The 17,437-nt window shown below is 73.3% G+C and carries 18 protein-coding genes; 9 read left to right on the top strand and 9 right to left on the bottom strand.

From position 1 onward, the window contains the following. Positions 1-57 precede the first annotated feature (57 nt). On the bottom strand, positions 58-1,347 hold the full coding sequence (rocD, locus tag QUG93_RS15040; RefSeq protein ID WP_289475260.1) for an ornithine--oxo-acid transaminase: 1,290 nt from the start codon (positions 1,345-1,347) through the stop codon (positions 58-60). Positions 1,348-1,349: 2 nt separating this feature from the next. Continuing rightward, entirely contained in the window at positions 1,350-2,237 is an 888-nt protein-coding gene (gene ddaH, locus QUG93_RS15035; RefSeq protein WP_289475258.1) for a dimethylargininase, read from the bottom strand. Between the two features lie 234 nt (positions 2,238-2,471). On the opposite strand from ddaH, the gene QUG93_RS15030 reads away from it, so the two are divergent. The 6 genes from QUG93_RS15030 to QUG93_RS15005 all read left to right on the top strand — a co-directional run bounded on the left by QUG93_RS15030 (position 2,472) and on the right by QUG93_RS15005 (position 7,774). After that, positions 2,472-2,909 carry an Lrp/AsnC family transcriptional regulator gene (locus tag QUG93_RS15030; RefSeq protein WP_058729711.1) on the top strand — a complete coding sequence of 146 codons (438 nt, stop codon included), beginning with the start codon at positions 2,472-2,474 and terminating at the stop codon, positions 2,907-2,909. Positions 2,910-3,023: 114 nt separating this feature from the next. Further along, positions 3,024-3,407 (top strand): hypothetical protein, encoded by a 384-nt coding sequence (locus QUG93_RS15025; RefSeq protein WP_289475255.1) that lies wholly within the window; start codon positions 3,024-3,026, stop codon positions 3,405-3,407. A 3-nt stretch (positions 3,408-3,410) separates the two neighbouring features. After that, a complete protein-coding gene (locus QUG93_RS15020; RefSeq protein ID WP_289475252.1) occupies positions 3,411-4,241 on the top strand; it encodes a nitroreductase family protein in 831 nt (276 codons plus the stop codon). Then, on the top strand, positions 4,238-5,020 hold the full coding sequence (locus tag QUG93_RS15015; RefSeq protein WP_289475249.1) for a YqjF family protein: 783 nt from the start codon (positions 4,238-4,240) through the stop codon (positions 5,018-5,020). Before QUG93_RS15020 ends, QUG93_RS15015 begins: the two co-directional genes overlap by 4 nt. 105 nt (positions 5,021-5,125) lie before the next feature. After that, positions 5,126-6,400: a hypothetical protein gene (locus tag QUG93_RS15010; RefSeq protein WP_289475248.1), complete on the top strand. Its 1,275-nt coding sequence runs from the start codon at positions 5,126-5,128 to the stop codon at positions 6,398-6,400. Between the two features lie 102 nt (positions 6,401-6,502). Beyond that, the gene (locus QUG93_RS15005) at positions 6,503-7,774 is read left to right on the top strand and encodes a phosphatidylserine decarboxylase family protein (RefSeq protein WP_289475245.1); all 1,272 of its coding nucleotides are present in this window, start codon (positions 6,503-6,505) and stop codon (positions 7,772-7,774) included. A gap of 37 nt (positions 7,775-7,811) precedes the next feature. On the opposite strand, the gene QUG93_RS15000 is transcribed toward QUG93_RS15005, so the two are convergent. Beyond that, positions 7,812-8,435: a hypothetical protein gene (locus QUG93_RS15000; protein ID WP_289475243.1), complete on the bottom strand. Its 624-nt coding sequence runs from the start codon at positions 8,433-8,435 to the stop codon at positions 7,812-7,814. Positions 8,436-8,528: 93 nt separating this feature from the next. Between QUG93_RS15000 and QUG93_RS14995 the strand changes: the two genes are divergently transcribed. Together QUG93_RS14995 and QUG93_RS14990 are read left to right on the top strand one after the other, a co-directional pair. Beyond that, positions 8,529-9,524 carry an SDR family oxidoreductase gene (locus QUG93_RS14995; RefSeq protein WP_289475240.1) on the top strand — a complete coding sequence of 332 codons (996 nt, stop codon included), beginning with the start codon at positions 8,529-8,531 and terminating at the stop codon, positions 9,522-9,524. Then, complete coding sequence (locus QUG93_RS14990) at positions 9,521-9,886, top strand: hypothetical protein (protein ID WP_289475239.1); 366 nt, start codon at positions 9,521-9,523, stop codon at positions 9,884-9,886. Before QUG93_RS14995 ends, QUG93_RS14990 begins: the two co-directional genes overlap by 4 nt. Before the next feature lie 38 nt (positions 9,887-9,924). Here the strand turns inward: QUG93_RS14990 and QUG93_RS14985 are convergent, their stop codons facing one another. Continuing rightward, positions 9,925-10,137, bottom strand: coding sequence for a hypothetical protein (locus QUG93_RS14985; protein ID WP_289475237.1), 213 nt, complete (start codon positions 10,135-10,137; stop codon positions 9,925-9,927). 76 nt (positions 10,138-10,213) lie between these two features. After that, positions 10,214-13,753: a proline dehydrogenase family protein gene (locus QUG93_RS14980; RefSeq protein ID WP_289475234.1), complete on the bottom strand. Its 3,540-nt coding sequence runs from the start codon at positions 13,751-13,753 to the stop codon at positions 10,214-10,216. A 119-nt stretch (positions 13,754-13,872) separates the two neighbouring features. Here QUG93_RS14980 and QUG93_RS14975 point away from each other — a divergent pair, with 119 nt between their 5' ends. Further along, positions 13,873-14,337: a MarR family winged helix-turn-helix transcriptional regulator gene (locus QUG93_RS14975; protein WP_289475232.1), complete on the top strand. Its 465-nt coding sequence runs from the start codon at positions 13,873-13,875 to the stop codon at positions 14,335-14,337. Positions 14,338-14,368: 31 nt separating this feature from the next. On the opposite strand, the gene QUG93_RS14970 is transcribed toward QUG93_RS14975, so the two are convergent. From QUG93_RS14970 to QUG93_RS14955, 4 genes are read right to left on the bottom strand one after another with little or no spacing between them, the layout of a single operon-like run. Beyond that, on the bottom strand, positions 14,369-15,265 hold the full coding sequence (locus QUG93_RS14970; protein WP_289475230.1) for a serine hydrolase domain-containing protein: 897 nt from the start codon (positions 15,263-15,265) through the stop codon (positions 14,369-14,371). A gap of 36 nt (positions 15,266-15,301) precedes the next feature. Beyond that, positions 15,302-16,042, bottom strand: coding sequence for an anti-sigma factor family protein (locus QUG93_RS14965; RefSeq protein WP_289475227.1), 741 nt, complete (start codon positions 16,040-16,042; stop codon positions 15,302-15,304). Continuing rightward, the gene (locus QUG93_RS14960; protein ID WP_111227920.1) at positions 16,039-16,554 is read right to left on the bottom strand and encodes a sigma-70 family RNA polymerase sigma factor; all 516 of its coding nucleotides are present in this window, start codon (positions 16,552-16,554) and stop codon (positions 16,039-16,041) included. Before QUG93_RS14960 ends, QUG93_RS14965 begins: the two co-directional genes overlap by 4 nt. Beyond that, on the bottom strand, positions 16,551-17,249 hold the full coding sequence (locus tag QUG93_RS14955; protein ID WP_289475225.1) for a YceI family protein: 699 nt from the start codon (positions 17,247-17,249) through the stop codon (positions 16,551-16,553). The genes QUG93_RS14960 and QUG93_RS14955 overlap by 4 nt, the downstream gene beginning before the upstream one ends. Positions 17,250-17,437 lie beyond the last annotated feature (188 nt).

Here is a 17,437-nt window from a genome sequence, read left to right as displayed (position 1 = left end):
GGACGGGAGGCGCGGTGCCAGCTGGCACCGCGCCTCCCGTCCGTCGTGGGGTCGCGGCTAGCGCGCGGCCAGCACCTCGCCGAGGGTCCCGATCGCCAGGCGCACCTCGTCGTCGGTGACGACGAGCGGCGGCGCGAAACGGATCGTCGACCCGTGCGTGTCCTTCACGAGCACGCCGCGGTCGGCCAGGTCGTGGGCGATCTCCTTGCCGGTGCCGAGCGCGGGGTCGATGTCGATCCCCGCCCAGAGCCCGGCCACGCGGTGCGCGACGACCCCGCGACCGACGAGCTCGTCGAGCAGCCCGCGGAGCAGCGGTTCCCCGTCGAGCGCCCGCTGCTGGAAGGTGCCCTCGCCGAGCATCGCGACGACCTCGGACCCGACGGCGGCCGCGAGCGGGTTGCCCCCGAACGTCGAGCCGTGCTCGCCCGGACGCAGGACACCGAGCACCTCGCGGGAGCCGACGACCGCGGACACCGGGACGATGCCACCGCCGAGCGCCTTGCCGAGCGTGATGAGGTCCGGCCGGACGCCGACACGCTCCACCGCGAGGGTGTGCCCGGTGCGTCCGAGCCCGGACTGGATCTCGTCGGCGACGAACAGTGCGCCGAACTCGTCGCAGACCGCGCGCACGGCCGGCAGGTAGTCGGAGGGCGGGATGACGACCCCACCCTCGCCCTGGATCGGCTCGAGCAGCACGGCGACGACGGTCTCGTCCATCGCCTCGCGCAGGGCCGCTGCGTCGCCGTAGGGCACGGTGCGGAAGCCGGGCGTGTACGGCCCGAAGTCCTCGCGCGCCGAGGGGTCGTCCGAGAACGACACGATCGTCGTGGTGCGGCCGTGGAAGTTCCCGGACGCGACGACGATCGTGGCCTGCCCGGCCGGGACGCCCTTGACGCGGTACCCCCAGGCACGGGACACCTTGATCGCGGACTCGACCGCCTCGGCTCCGGTGTTCATCGGGAGGACGAGGTCGGTGCCGGTCAGCGCGGCGAGCGCCGACGCGAACGGGCCGAGCCGGTCGTTGACGAACGCGCGGCTCGTCAGCGTGACCTTGTCGAGCTGGGTCCGTGCGGCGTCGAGCAGGCGGGGGTTGCCGTGGCCGAAGTTCACCGCGGAGTACGCGGCGAGTCCGTCCAGGTAGCGCTTGCCGTCGACGTCCGTCACCCAGGCGCCCTGGCCGGACGCGATGACGACCGGCAGCGGGCTGTAGTTGTGGGCGAGGGAGCGGTCCTCGACGGCGAGCGCAGCGGCGGTGGCGCCACCGAGCGCAGCAGCGGCGCCGGACGTGGCGGCGTCGCCGGACGTGCCGACACCCTGGTGGGCGCCGGCTCCGGTCGCGGTGCTCACGGCTACCGCGCGACCGAGGTGCCGGTGCCGACGGGGTGCAGGTCGAGCGTGCAGCACTTCACGCCGCCGCCGCCGAGCAGGAGCTCGGACAGGTCGACACCGATCGGGTTGTAGCCCTTCTCGCGCAGCTGCTCGGCGAACCGCACGGCCCGCGAAGCGATCACGACGTTGTACCCGTCGGAGTACGAGTTGAGGCCGAGGATCGCGGCGTCCTCCTCGGTCGCGATGATCGCGTCCGGGAAGCGCTCGCGCAGGATCGCCAGCGAGGGCTCGTCGAAGGCGCTCTCGAGGTAGGCGATGTTCGATCGGCCGGAAGCGTCGGGCTCCGGGTCGAGCACGGCGATGGCGGTGTCGAGGTGGTAGAAGCTCGGGTTGATCAGCTTGAGCGTGACGACCTCGCGGCCGTAGATCTCGGCGAGCTCCTCGTGCGAGGTGCTGTCGGAGCGGAAGCCGGTACCGGCGAAGATCGTGTCGCCGATGAGCAGGAAGTCGCCCTCGCCCTCGTTGGTCTCGCGCGGCTCGGCCACGGTCAGGCCGGCGCTGCGGAACCAGTCCATGTACGCGGGGCCCTCGGGCTGGCGCTCGGGGTACTGGAACTTGGCGCCGTACGCGACACCGTCGAGCACGAACCCGCCGTTGGCCGCGTAGACCATGTCGGGCAGGCCCTCGATCGGCTCGATGTACGAGATGTCGAAGCCGAGCTGCTCGTAGACGTCGACGAGGGACTGCCACTGCTCGACGGCCTTCGACGTGTCGGTCGGCTCCTCCGGGTGCATCCACGGGTTGATCCGGTAGCTGACCGTGTAGTGCGTCGGCTTGCACATCAGGATCGTGCGCTTCGTGGCGACACGGGCCGGTGCTGCCTGCGGTTCGGTTGCGGTGTTCGACATCAGTCCTCCTGGGACCGGGGCCCGAGCCTGCCAGGAACCACCACGGGAGAGCTCCGACGAGATGCAGGCTCACTCGCCGGAGGCGGACCAGGTCGACGCCTGCGGAGAGTCTTGCACGAACGGTCCGGTCGGTGCAGTACCGGCTCCGCGAGCGCATGGCACCCGTTCGGGTGACGCACGATTCCTGCGTCGAGCGCACCTGGCTCGCAAGAAGCCCGCGTACGATTGACGAACATGGACACGCTCGACCACCGCATCCTGGACCAGCTCCGGGAGAACGCCCGAGCTGGCTACGGCGACATCGGGTCGGTGGTCGGACTCTCGGCCTCTGCGGTGAAGCGTCGCGTCGACCGGCTGGTCGCCGACGGGGTCATCCAGGGCTTCACGATCAAGGTCGACCCCGCTGTCGAGGACCGCGGGACCGAGGCCTGGGTCGAGCTCTACTGCCGCGGCACCGTCTCCCCCGACGAGCTCCGGACGCTGCTCGACACCGTGCCCGAGGTGGTCGACGCCGGCACCGTCACCGGCAGCGCCGACGCCGTGGTGCACATGCGCTCGCGCGACCTGCCCGCGCTCGAACTGGCGCTCGACCGGGTGCGCCTGGCCCCGCAGGTCGACCACACCCGCAGCGCGATCGTCCTGTCGAAGCTCGTCTCCCGCGAGTCCGCCTAGCCCCTCCCGCAAGACGCAACCCCGCCGACAGTGCGCAGCGGTACGGCGCTGCGAGGAACCGCCGACGTTGCGTTTCGCGAGGCAGCCAGGAACGACCGGCGTAGGGTCGCGGTCGTGGGACACGGGAGGACGGCCGGGAGGCACGGCTCGGCTCCCGCACGTCCGCCGGCGGCCCGCCGCCTGGTCACCGCCGCATCCGCCGCCTACGTCGCGAACTGCCTGTGGGGCACCGCCGTCGCGGTCCGCGTGATCCGGACCAAGAAGCTCCGCGTCGTGCACCACGGACTGTTCGTGGTCACCGCCACCCTCACCGGGGTCGCCGCGACCACCCCGGTGTGGACCCGGGACCGCTCCGCGCTGTTCCTGCTGCCCGCGCTGGTGCCGCTCGCGCTCGCTCCACGGACGAACCCCCGCACCGGAGCACACTGGAAGACCGCGGTCGCCGCGGCACCGTCCTACCTGGGGGCGCTGCTCGCACGCGGGCGACCAGGAGGGTGATCCGTGGAGCTGTTCGAGGCGATCCGACGTCGGCGCACGACCAACGGGGCGTTCCTGCCCGACCCGGTGTCCGAGGAGCACCAGCGGCTCCTCGTGGAGCTCGCCGGGCGCGCGCCGTCGCAGCTCAACAGCCAGCCCTGGCGGTTCGTGATCGTCGAGGAGCGCGACACCATCGACCGGATCGCCGACATCAGCGGCAGGTCGATGACCCGGACCATGGCCGAGGGCTCGTTCTTCGAGCGGTACCGTCCGTACTTCCGGTTCTCGCAGGCCGAGATGGACGAGCGCCGCGACGGCATGCTGTTCGACAAGCTGCCGGGCCCGCTCAAGCCGTTCACGAAGCAGGTGTTCACGAAGCGCGGGCAGCTGATGATGAACGCGCTCCGGGTGCCGCAGACCCTCGGCGAGGAGAACCGGAAGCTCGTCGCCGGGTCGCCGATGCTGCTCGGCGTGATGCTCGACCGTGACGAGTACCGGAAGGAGGCGCGCAACGCCTTCTACTCCGTGTTCAGCATGGGCGCGGCGATGGAGAACGTCTGGCTGGCGACGACCGAGCTCGGCCTCGGCATCCAGTTCGTGTCCTTCCCGATGGAGATCGAGGAGGCGTGGGCCGAGGTCGAGCAACTGCTCGCGGTCCCGCCGGAGCTCGAGCTGATGGCCGTGTACCGCATCGGGTACCTGCCGCCGGAACGTCGGCGCCCCGCGATCGACTGGGTGTCGAACGAGCGGAAGCGCCCGTCGCAGTACGTGTTCCGAGGGACCTGTGCGACGCCGCAGACCGGGTGGGACGATCTGGGGGTGACGACCCCCGCAGACGACGCGAGCACCTCGTGACCGCCGGCCGGACCGGCGGGGCCGAGCCGGGCCTCCCGGCCGTCTCCCCGGAGGCACCGCCGCTGCGTGGACGACCGTGGATCTCGCAGGACTGGCTCGACGTGGTGTTCGTGCACTGGCGTGTCGACGTGTCAGCGGTGGCACCGCTGCTGCCGGCCGGCGCACGACCGGACACGATGGCAGCCGACGGGACCGACGACGGTGCGACCACCTGGGTCGGGCTGATCGGCTTCCGCTTCACCGACACCCGGTTCCCGCCGCTCGGACCGCTCGGTCGCGCCGGTCGCGTCGGCGACTTCGTCGAGGTGAACGTCCGCGTCTACACGCGCGACGACCAGGGCCGGCGGGGTGTCGCGTTCCTGTCGCTCGACGCGGGCAAGCTCCTGCCGACCGTCGGCGCACGGGTCGCGACCGGCCTGCCGTACTGGTGGGCACATGCCGAGGTCCGCTCGGGCGACGGCCGCGTCGGCTACGCGATGCGCAGGCACGGGACGCACCTGCGGTCGCGGTTCGACGTGCGGGTCGGCGACGCGGTGACGGAGCCGACGCCCCTGGAGACGTTCCTCACCGCACGATGGGGCATGCACGTGCGCCGCGTGGGAGCCACCCGGTACTGGCCGAACGAGCACGAGTCGTGGCCGCTGCACCGGGCGTCGCTCGTGACCCTGCGGGACGACCTGGTCGCGGCGGCGGGGTTGCCAGCCGGGCTCTCGGGACTCGAGCCGGACTCGGTGCTGTACTCGCCGGGGGTGACCACGCGCTTCGGCGTCGGGTCCTGACAGCGCTCGCGAGCACCGCGAACCATCACGCTCGGGATGCATTTAGCATACGGTATCCCAGGCGTGTCATCCTTCCGAGACGATCGTCTCCTCGGAAGGAACAGCATGAAGCTCCACCCCGTCGCCGTCGGAACCGCCGTCGTCCTCGCCAGTTGCCTCACGACCGGCGCTGCCACCACGAGCGCCTTTGCCGCGGACGCACCTCCTGCGGCGTCCGCTTCAACGGAACGCAGCACGCCGGTCATCACGGACGTCACACAGACCCCCCGCTCGGACAGCGGCGCGCAGTACGTCATCGTGAAGGCCTTCGTGAGCGCCTCGGCCGACGTCCGACTCCTCGACGACGCCGGCGAGGTCCTCGACGTCGAGTCCGCGACGGCCGCGAAGCCCGCCTGGTTCTGGATCAAGCCCACGGGGGAGGACACGGCGCACTTCACCCTCGACGTCGCCGGCCAGGGCAACCGCGCGGTCGACATCGACTTCAGCGCGATGCCGCTGTCGGCTCCGGCGGACCGGACGACCGACCGGGAGGCCGAGCAGCGCGAACGCCAGATCCGGCACGGCGTCCTGGACCACGACGTCCGCTACGAGGCGCTGCCGGGTGCGACCGTGACCGTGGAGGCGAACGGGCAGACGCACGACGCGGTCGCCGACCAGAACGGCATCGCCACCGTCCGCGTCCACTTCGTCCAGGGCCGCAACGAGGTGTCCGCCCGACAGCAGCTCGGTGCGAAGCGGTCCGAGCCCGCTGTCGACGTCTGGGACCACGGCGAGCCCGGAGCCGGTGGCGGTGGCGGTGGCGAGCAGGGTGGCGGCGAGCAGGTCGACCCGGCCTCGTTCGCGGTCGACGTCGCGAACGGTGCGACCCTGCCCGACGAGAACGGCATCGTGACCCTCAGCGGCAAGGCTTCCGCGGGTTTCGTCACCGTCGACGGCAGCGCCGGCCGCCTCGGCACCGCCGAGGTCCACGACGGCCGCTGGACCCTCGACGCCCGCATCCCCGACGGCGACCACACCCTCGTCTTCGAGCTCGCCGAACAGCCCGGCGGACGAGCCGTCGCCCACGAGGTCCGCTCCGTCACCGTCGGGGACGTCGTCGACCCGGGCACGCCGGACGTCCCGCTCGCGATCGACCAGTCGGGCACCGTGCAGCTCGACGCCGACGGGTTCGCCACCTTCACCGGGACCGCGCCCGGCCGGAGCGTCCTCGTCCTGGTGAACGGCAAGCGCGCGGGCGAGTTCGCCGTGTCCGACGGCCACTTCACCGCGGAGCTCTACCAGCGGCCGGGCACGTACAAGGTCACGTTCCTCGCGAAGTCGAAGTCGACCGGCAGCGCGTGGGACGTCGTGCAGGCCGTGGACGTCACCCTCGTCCGCTGACGGCACGCCCACACACCGCGGGCCCCTCCGGTCGTGGATCGGTGGGGCCCGCGGTGTGTGGGCTCGGGACGGTACCGGGCGACCGTGGGTACGGTTCGAGTGGTGACCGGTGGAACGCAGCAGCAGGACGTCCGACGCCGAGCGGGCTGGCTCCCGCAGGACCAGAGCGGGCTCGAGGCCTGGCTCCGTGGCCGCCGCGAACGGCACCAGGAGCGGGATCCCGACCGAGCGCTGCACCCGGCGGTGTCCGCGTTCCGCGACCTCGTCGAGGGTGATCCGGTGCTGCGCATGCACGCGCACCAGATGATCGAGCAGGTCCCCGCTGGTCGCGAGTACCAGGACCGGCACCTCGACTCGTTCGGGGAGCTGCTCGAGCTCGTCGACGAGGTGATCACGACCGCGCCCGAGTACAGCGACGAGCAGATGGTGATGACCCCGCTCGACGGGGTGCTCGACTGGACGAAGGCCACGCCCGCCGGCTTCGCGTTCTACCGCGACCCGCGGGTCAACGACGCCCTCCGCTCGATCCTGCAGGGGTGGTGCGACTTCCTGTCGAGCGACAAGTCGCTCGAGGTGCTCGTCGACTCGCCCTCCGGCTGGTGCAGCGACGCCGCTCGTCGGGCGGTCGGCATGGACCAGTTCGAGCACGACCCCGACGCCGAGCACTGGGGCTTCGGGTCGTGGAACGACTTCTTCACGCGGCGCTTCCGCGACGGCGAACGGCCCGTCGCCGCGCCGGACGACGACGCGGTGGTGGTGAGCCCGTGCGAGGCGACCCCCTACCGCATCGCCAGCGGTGTCCACCGGCTCGACGAGTTCTGGGCGAAGGCGGAGCCCTACTCGGTCGAGGAGCTCCTGGCCGGCGACGAGACCGCGGACCTGTTCGTCGACGGGACGGTGTGGCAGGCCTTCCTGAGCGCCCTCGAGTACCACCGGTGGCACAGCCCGGTGAGCGGGACCGTGCTCCGCGCGTGGGTCGAGCCGGGCACGTACTACTCCGAGGCGTCGTCGCAGGGGAACGAGGCCGCGGAACCGCAGCTGTCGCAGGGGTACCTGGCGCACGTCGCGACCCGGGCGATCGTGCTCATCGACGCGGACGACCCCACCATCGGCACGATCGCCGTCGTGTTCATCGGGATGTCGGACGTGTCCTCGTGCGTGATCGGCGACGGGGTCGAGGCGGGCGCCCGGATCGGCAAGGGCGACGAGCTCGGGTACTTCCGGTTCGGCGGGTCCTCGGTGTGCGTGCTGTTCGGTCCGGACGTCGTCGAGTCGTTCTCCCTGCGGGCGATCCCGCAGGCACCGGACGAGGAACCCGAGCTGCTGCGGGTCCGGGCGCACCTGGCGACGGCTCGTCGGGCAGTGGAGGGCTGACGGGCGGTCGGGGTCGGTCGGCCACCACCGAGCCTGCTCACTCCAGCGGTGCCCGGGCAGCCCGACTGACGTGCACGAAGGCGAGCACGGCGGCCAACAGCGCGAAGGCGGACCCTCCCCCGACCCAGACGGCACCCCGCCACCGGGGCAGCACGGGCTGTTCGGGCGTCACCAGTCCCAGCACGACGAGCACGACGCACGACACGGTGACGACGAGGAATGCCGAGGCGACCGCCGACAGGTCGTAGCGCGGGACGGAACGGGTGAAGCGCCCGATCTGTGAGAACCCGGCGATGATCCCGATCGAGGTCGCGAACGGCAGACCGACGACCAGGCTCGCGACCATCACGACGGCTCCGGTCGTCACACCCACGACGACCATCGTGCGGTGGAGGTCCCACGACGCGCCCCACGTCTGCTGCGCGTACGCGTGCCGACCGGAGACGAACATCGCGACCGCCCCCGCGACTGCGACCACCGCTGTGATCACGCCGGTGCCCCTCGCGAGCAGGTCGCCGAACGAGTCCCCGACCAGGACCGCCACCCCGGCGAGCACGAGCAGCAGGGCGGGCAGGGCCCACACCTCCCGACGCCGGGTCGGCGTGCGCAGCACCCAGCCGGGAGGCGCGTCCTGCGTCGGGTCGTCGTCCTGCGTGGTCACGGCGCCATCATGCCCCCGGGTCCGGTCCCCCGGACGGCACACGGGGTACGGCGGCTGGACGCGCCCTCGCCGCGTGATGCGTACAAGGGGAGCATGACGCGAGTGGCAGTGGTGACCGGTGGTTCGGCTGGACTGGGGCGGGCGACCGTCCGCGAACTCGCCTCGCGCGGGTGGGACGTCGCCGTCCTCGCCCGCGGGCGCGACGGGGTCGAGGCCGCCGTCGGCGAGGTCGAGGCGACCGGCCGCCGCGGGCTCGCACTGATCGCCGACGTGGCCGACCGGGACGCCGTCGAGGCTGCCGCGGACCGGGCGGAGCAGGAGCTCGGACCGATCGACCTCTGGGTGAACTGCGTGATGGTCGGGGTCTTCGGCCGGTTCATGGACACCGAGCCCGAGGACTTCGAGCGCGGTCTCGACGTCAACTTCCTCGGCTTCGTGCACGGCACCCGGGCGGCGCTCTCGCGCATGGTCCCCCGCGATCGTGGCCACGTCATCCAGGTCGGGTCGGCCCTCGGCTTCCGCGGCATCCCCCTGCAGTCGGCGTACTGCAGCTCCAAGCACGCCATCGTCGGCTTCACCGAGTCGGTCGTCTCCGAGCTCACGGCACAGGGCAGCAAGGTGGCCGTCAGCCGCGTCGACATGCCGGCGCTCAACACGATCCAGTTCAACTGGGTGAAGTCGCTGCTGCCGCACCACCCCCAGCCGGTGGCACCGATCTACCAGCCGGAGGTCGGTGCCCGGGCCATCGCGGCGACCGCCGAACGGCCCCGCCGCCGGACCTGGGTCGGCGAGTCCACGGTCTACACGATCCTGGGCAACCGGATCAGCGGGCGGTTCGCCGACTGGTACGCGGCGAAGACCCTGGTGAGCGGGCAGCAGGCCGAGCAGAAGGACGGCGAGTCCCTGCCGACCAACCTGTACGACCCGGTACCGGGCGACCACGGCGCGCACGGTGTCTTCGACGACGCTGCGCACGCCTGGTCCCCGCAGACCTGGTGGGTGGAACACCGCCGGCTCGGCAACGGCATCATCGGCGCAGCCCTCGGGGCCGCCGGAGCGCTCGCCATCGCCGCGGGGAAGCGCCGATGAGCCGCCGCAGCCGTCGGACTCGCGTCGACCGGGCGCGTTGGGTCGAGGGGCTCCGCGCGGGCATCAGCCTCGCGCACCTCGTCGCCTCCGGTCGGTCCTCGGGCCGGGTCGCCGTGTTCGCCCGGGTCCTCGGCGTCCGGCAGCTCGCGCAGGCGGCACTGCTGGTGCGGGCGCAGACGCCCGAGGCGCACGTGCTCGGTGCCGCGGTCGACGCAACGCACGGCATCACGATGGTGCCGCTCATCGCACTCGACCGGCAGACCCGGGGCTTCGCCACCAGGCAGCTCGTCGTCGCCGTGCTCCTGACGGCGCTCGAGGTCGGCCTCGTCGGCACTTGGAGGGGCCGCTCGGGCCGCCGCTGACCGCAGCAGTCCGAGCGGAGCAGCGTGGTCCGCTCGGACTACTCGACCTCGTCGATCGGCTGCTCCTCCTCGACCCCGGTCTCGTCCATGCGGTCGCGCAGGTGGTCGGCCATCACGCCGGCACCCTCGTCGCCGTGGTCGTGCTCGACCTGTTCGACCAGGCCGGACAGCTTCTCCTCGTTGGTCGCCTCGGTGGCACCGTCCATCACCGGGGCGGTCTGGACCTCGTCGTCGTTCGCTCGTGCGTTCATGTCCCGGACGCTACGCCGCCGACCACGTGCCCTCCTCAGAGCGGAGCGCGCCCTGCCGCCCGGCAACCCGGGACGGTCAGAGCCGCAGACGGCTGAACGCCGTCGACACGTCGCCGTGCCGGTGTGCGGTGACGGACACCGTCTGCTCGCGGAGGAAGTGCAGCATCTCCACCAGGCCCGACTCGACCACCGGGTCGTCGTGGATGGTCGTCTCGGTGCCGGCACCCAGTGCGGCCTCGAGGGCACGCGGGTCGCCCCCGAGCAACCGGACACGTGACCCCGGTCCGCCGAACGCCGTGTGCCTGCGGGGCTCCGCACCCTGCGCGAGCACGAGGTCGAGCGGGTCGAGCTCCTGCTCGGTGGCGTCCGACCACCCGTCCTGCAGCAGCGCGCCCGAGGCCGCCCGGGCCAGGAACGCGGCATCGTCCTCGACCACGTGGTCGACCACGTCGAGCGGTGAACGGGCGACGGAGAACAGCGGCAACAGCTCGGCGGGCAGCGGGCGTGCCGTGCTCAGGAGCACGTGCGCACGAGCGGCGGTCGCCGCTGCGAGCACCCGGACCAGGTCCCCGGCACCGACCCCCGTCGACTGACGCACGACGACGGACTGCGGGCGGAACCGGATGACGTTGCGCTCGACGCCGAGGTCCGCGGTGTCCCGCGAGCGTCCGTAGAGCGAGGCGCGCGCGGCGGCGTCGCTCTCGGCCCCGGCCCGGACGCGGTCGAACTCCTCGAAGGACAGTCCGGCGCGGGCGGCCTCGATGACCGCGGTGACGCGGTTGCCGAGGCCCTGCAGCTGGATGCTCCGGTGCGCACGGCGTTCGGTGGGCTGCCAACGATCCGCACCGACGACGGACAGCGGTCCACCGCGGTGCACGGTCGGCCCCACGGCGGTGCCGCGCCAGCCGCCGACGGGCTGGCGTCCGGGTCGCGCGCCGGTCGTCGGGCGGTCGACCACGAGCACGCCGGCGCGGGTGCGGTCGGACCAGGTCGCGACCTCGTCCGGATCGAGCGTGTGCAGCGCCGCGATGGAGCCGCCGTCCACCGAGTGCTGCAGGGCGATCGCGTCGTCGAGTGTCTCCACGCGGACGACGTCGAGCACGGGAGCCGGCACGGCCGAACGGGAGAGGTCGGCGGTGGGTCGGACCCCCTCGCGGATGCCCGGCGACCAGAGCCGTCCGGTGTCGTCGAGCTGCACGGGTTCGACGAGCCAGGACTCCCCCGGCCGCAGCTCGGTCAGTGCCGTCCGGACCGCACCGGTCGGTTCTGCGACGAGCGGCCCGACCTGTGCGGACGGGTCCGTCGGCCAGGCCGTGCGCAGCCCGCGGACCGCGTCGGCGAGCTGCTCGCGGAAGCGCCTGCTGTCGCCGACCGAGCCGACGAGCACGAGCGACGACACCGACGCCGCGGACTGCCCGGCACGCACGAACGCCGAGGCGACGACGTCCTGCACGGCGCGGTCGAGGTCGGCAGAGGGGGTCACGACCGCGGTGACGACTCCGGTGAGCTCGGCGACGAGGGGCAGGTCGGCACGCCACCAGCGGTAGGACCGGGCGGTCTCGGGCGTCCCCGTGAGGACGACCCGGTCGACGGCGGGGTGCGCGACGAGGTCACGGGCGAGGTCGCTGCCGTCGAGGTCGACGAGTTGCAGCAGGGAGTGCGGGACCCCGGCGTCCCAGAGCACGTCGGCGAACACCGCCCCGGTGCGGCGGGCAGCGGTCGCCGGTCGGAGCACGACCCCGCTGCCCGCGGCGAGCGCCGTGAGCACCCCGTCGGCGGCGTCGACGAGCGGCGCGCTCCACGAGGGGACGACCACCGTGAGGCGCGGCGGCGCGGGGACCGCCCCGGTGACGTCGCCCAGGTGCCGAGCGCGGTCGGCGGCGTGGGCCGCGGTGTCGACGGCCCGGCTGACCTCGCCGTCCGCCTCGGTGAGGGTGAGTCCGACCTCGGCGATCATCGTCTCGACGAGGGCGCCGCGGTGGGCCTCGAGCGCGTGCCCGATCAGGTCGAAGAGCTCGGCCCGGTCGTCCGGGTCCTGGCGCCCCCAGTTCGCCCCGGCCTGTGCGGTGCGCGAGACCAGGCGTTCGAGCCGACCGCGGTCGGTGATCCGGGCGCTCCGGATCGTCGCCGCGCCGCGTTGGGAGCCGGGCACGCGTCCGAGGACCTCGGCCGCCCAGGCGCGGTTGCCGGGCGTCGAGGGGTCGGTGTCCCGCGTGTTCTCGGACCGGTCGAGCCGGACCGGCTCCGCCGGCGGCTGCCGACGGTCCTGGGTCCGTCGCGTCGGAGGTGCCGGCCGGACGAGGGCGGCGACGGCGTCGACGTGCGCGGCGACCGCTCGGTCCACGCCGGCCTGGTCGGTGGCGGCGAGGTCGGTGGTGACCGGATCGGCGACCTCGCGCAGGCGCCGTGCGAGGAACGGCACGGCGGCGTCGAACGTGTCCGGACGCACGAGCGGCACCCCGACGACGACCCGTCCGAAGGCGCCGCGCAGGACGTCGGCGGGCCGGGTGCTGCCGAGGAGCAGCTCGGGCTCGACCGCGTCCGTCACCCCGCGACGGTCGGCGAGCACGTGCGCGGTCGCCAGCGCGAAGAGGTCGTGCGTGGCGACCCCGACGTGCACGGCACCGGTCCGGTCGGGGTCGATCGCCGTGTCGAGGAGCCGCAGGTACGCGGTGTCGGTCGTCCGCCGGTCGGCGGTGACGGCGAGGGGGCGGCTGCGCAGGACGGCGTCGACCCGCTCGGCGGCCAGGAGCGTGCCCTTGGTGATGCGGACGCGCACGGGTGCGCCACCGTCGGCCCGCCGTCGACGTGCCCAGGCGGTGAGTTCCTGCAGGGCGTCGAACGACTCGGGGAGCTCTGCGGGCAGTGCCACGCCCGCGGTCAGCCCCGCGGTGCCGTCCTGGTCGAGCAGGGCACGCAGGACGGCGACCGTCCGGTCGAGGTCGCGCGCGTCGCCGGGCTGCAGCGTGACGACCGGCGGTACCGGGCGGTCGGCGGCCGTGCGGAAGAGCGGGGTGAGGTGCTCGACGGCGTCGGCGACGGCCGTGTCGAGGTCCCACGGCGACCACGGCGGCAGCACCGTGCCGAGGTCGACGGTCAACGCCGGGACGTCCTGACGCACGAGCTCGTCGAGGGCCGCGAGCCGCCGGTCGCGACCGACCGGACCGAGGACGGCGGGACCGAGCAGGTCGACGTCGACCCGGGTCCCCGGGCCGCCGATCCTCGCGAGCGCGGCGGGGGTCCTGGCGGGGGTCGCGTCGACGACGAGGTGGCCCGCGAGGCGCCGGAGCACCTTGCGCGCGGACGGCACGACCGCCCACGGGGCCATGGTCGCGAACCCGCCGCCGACCGTGACGGCACCGCGGAGCCACCACGCGAGGTCCTCGGGCACCGTCCGGCTCGCCCGTTCGAGGTTCCGTGCGACGACCCGGGGGTCCTCCGGCCGGACGACGACGTCGACGAACCCCCGCGCGAAGTCGAGACCGCGCTCGTCGGCGACGAGTTCGGCCAGGCGTGCCGCGGCGGGTTCGGGCTTCACGTCGCGCGTCTGCTCGATCCACCCCTGCGCCAGTGCGACCACGTCGTCGGTGCAGTCTCGGAGGTGCGGGGTCGGCATGGACCGATCGTATGCCGGGCCCCCGACGTGACCTCTGAGCGCGCCGAACGTCGGCGTGGAGTCAGCCGAACGGATGATCCTCGTGCTCCGGACGGGTCCTGCTGGCTACGCTGACGGTCATGGCGGAGCAGGGCGGCGAGGGGCACGACTGGGCGACCTGGGATGCCTTCCACGACGTCTGGCGGCGACTCGACCGCGCGCTCGACCACGCCGTGCAGGAGGGCGCCGGCATCTCGATCCCGGAGTTCGAGATCCTGATCGGTCTGCACCGCGATCCCGACCACCGACTGCGCGTCCGCGACGTCGCCGCCGGCATCGGTTGGGAGAAGTCGCGCGTGAGCCACCAGGTCACCCGGATGGTCGGCCGCGGGCTCGTCGCGCGGGCGGACTGCCCGACGGACGGCCGGGGCAGTTGGGTCACCATGACCACGGAGGGCCGGCGGGCGGTGCTCGCCGGGATCCGCGCGCACACGGCGGCACTCGAGCAGCTGTTCTGGAGGCCCGTGGGGACCGATGCGGGCACCCTGCGGTCCGTCTCGCAGCGCGTCCTCGACGCGCTCGGCCCGGTGGACCCGGAGGACTGACCCCACCGGACGGCGGGCCCGTCGCACCGGCTCAGCGGCCCGCGCTGCCGCTCGGTACGACGTCGGCGAGCAGCGTGGCGATCGTGGCCGCGGTCGCGTCCGCCCGTTCGTGGTCGTCGGCGGTGACCGTCACCACGGCGTCGGCGTGCGGGTCCAGGAGCACGAGCTGTCCGTGTGCGCCGTGCAGTCGCCACAGCCGACCCGGACCACCCCAGCCGGCCAGCGCGTAGCGGTCGTAGGCGGGGCCCGTGCCCGCCCGCACCCAGTCGCCGTGCATCGCGTCGACGATCGGCGCGGGGACGAGCTGCCGACCGTCGGCCGTCCCACGGTCACGGAGCAGGCGACCGATCCGGGCGACCTCGGCGGTGCGCAACCACAGCCCGCCGCCGGCGACGACGTACCCGAGGGGGCAGCGGTCCCAGACCACGTCGGTGATGCCGAGCGGGGTGAACAGCCGGTCCTGCACGAACGCGCCGACGTCGCCGACCCGCGCGGCGAGGACCCGCATCGCGGTGTAGGTGCTCGCGTTCGCGTACTGGAAGTGCCGGCCGGCGGTCGGTCGGGCGAGGAACTCCCGCGCCAGGTCCGGCCAGTCGGTCGTCTCGGTCGGCGACCACGGCATGTCGACGCCGCTGGTCATCGTGAGGAGGTGCCGGAGCGTCACCCGGTCGACCCCGGCGCCGAGCTCGACGTCCGGCAGCACTGCGGCGACCGGCTCGTCGAGCGCGAGCGCACCGTCCGCCACGGCGATGCCCGCGGCGAGGACCGCGACCCCCTTGGCGACGGAGTGCACGTCGCGGCGGACGTCGGGCGACCAGTGGTGCTCGGCGGCGTCGTCGCCGACCAGGACGTGCAGACCGTGCGCCCGGAAGCCGGAGCGTCCGACCGCGTCGACGACGGCGTCGAGCACGGTCCGGGCGCGGGTCACCCCACCATCATCCCGCGACCCTCGACCTCGTGCGGATCAGAGGTCGGTGCTGACGAGGGAGCCGCGTTCCCCGCGCAGCCGGACCTGCACCTCGGCGATGTCGTCCCGGGGGATGTCGGTCGACGCCGAGAGACCACGGGCCTCGGCACCGGCGGCCGACCAGGACGCCACGGTCTGCACCGAGCCGTCGGTCCGCACGACCACGAGGTCGTACATCACCGAACCGTCCGCCGACCACTCCTTGCCGCCGTACGAGCAGCCCCAGTCGAACCGGGTGCCCCACTGCTCGCCGCTGACCGCCAGGTCGACGTCGAGGCCCTGCGCGCCGGTCATCGTGTAGCGGTCACCGCTGCCCGGGACCGTCGGCGACGAGGACCGCACCGGAGCGCCCGCCTGCACCGCCCCGCCGCGGTCGGCGGCGGTGCCGACGGCGAGGCCGCCGAGCACGGCGGCGACGACCGCCAGCCCCGCGGTCGCCGCGACCCAGACCCGACGACGTCTCCGCCGGTGGCGGACGCGGTGTGCGACGGAGGCGAGCGTGCTCTCGGGACGGGTGTCGTGCCTCCCGTCCGGTTCCGCGATCTCGACCGCCTGGTCGGCCGGCAGCTTCGCGAGCAGGCCGGGCAGGCCGACCAGTTCGGCGACCGCGGCCGTGCAGCGGGCGCAGGTCTCGAGGTGCCGCTCGTACTCGAGCCGCTCGTCCGGCGGCAGCGAGCCGAGGACGTACGCGGCGTCCCACTCCACGTAGCGGTCGTGCGCAGTCGGGTCCACGCTCATCGGGTCACTCCTCGTTCCTGCAGCGCGAGCCGGAGGGCTCGCAACCCGTAGTGCAGCCGCGACTTCGCGGTGCCCTCGGGGATGTCGTGTCGTCGTGCGATCTCCGGCACGGTGTGGCCCAGCCAGTAGGCGTCGACCACCACGCGCCGGTGCTCCGGGCTGAGCGACGCGAGCGCGTCCGCGACCACGATGCGGTCGAGCACGGCGTCGGTGCGGTCGGCCTCCGCGCGGTCCACGGGGTGCTCGGAACCGTGCTCGCGGCGGTTCCGAGCGGACCGGGCATCGTCGACGACCAGGTTCCGTGCGACCGTGAAGAGCCAGGCGCGTGCACTGTCGGGTGCCCGTTCGAGCACGGCCGGTCGCTGCCAGGCCCGGACCATCGTCTCCTGCACGACGTCCTCGACGGTCGAACCGTCCCGCGTCAGGTGCCGGACGTACCGGGTGAGCGCGTCGCCGTGCTCGCGGTACAGCGTCGCCAGCAGCTCGTCGGCGGAACGGCTCGTCACGGTCACTTCGCCAGGTCGAGGGAGAACTCGACGGAGCCCTTCCCGTCCACGGTGACGAAGCCGAGTGACGGGGCCTGCACGCCGAAGTCGGCGAACGTGATCGGGACCGAGCCGACGACCTGGACGGACCCGGTCTTCGTCACGGCGACCTGCGCGTCGGCGGTGACGGGCTCCTCGACGCCGTGCAGGTCCATCGTGCCGGTGAGCGTGACGTCCTGCGTGCTGCCGTCGAGCGCCTTCGAGACGTCGACCGGCTCCGTCAGCTCGAACGTCGCCGTCGGGTAGCGGTCGGTCTGCAGGGCGGTGCTCCGGAAGTACTCGTCGCGGGCCGACTCGGGCGTGGTGATCTTCGCGACCTGCACGGTGACGGTCGCCTTCGTGAGCGAGCCGCCGTCGACCGTGGCGGTGCCCTGCACGTCCTTCGTCCGTCCGACCACCTCCACATCATTCCCCTGCAGGACCTCGTGCACGCGGTACCCGGCGTAGGAGGTGCCGGTGCTCTTCCACGTGCCGTCGGCCTGCTGCTGGTCGAGCGCACCGCCGGAACCCGAGGGCGCGGCGCTGAGCGAGGGGGCGGCGGCGGCCTGGCCGTTGACGGTGTTCGCGTAGATGACCGGGCCGGCGATGACGGCGGCGGCGCCGATGACGACGACACCGGTGGCGATGCCGATGATGACCTTCGTGCGTGTGCGGAGTCCCATGCCCGGACGACGAGACAGCGCGGCGGATCGTTCACCGGGGTCGCTGCCGGCGTGTCACGGCCGGCAGACCGATGCACCGCGGCTGGTGCGCTGCGGCCGGTGCACGTCGTTGGTGCACGTGCGGAAGGCGCCGCGTCCCGGGGTCGGGGTGCGGCGCCTTCGCGTCGTGGTGCGGTGGTGTCCCGCGG

This window comes from Curtobacterium caseinilyticum (assembly GCF_030363035.1).
GTDB lineage: Bacteria > Actinomycetota > Actinomycetes > Actinomycetales > Microbacteriaceae > Curtobacterium > Curtobacterium caseinilyticum.
The sequence above is the reverse complement of the archived record's forward strand: the minus strand, read 5'-3'. Positions and strand labels throughout refer to the sequence as shown.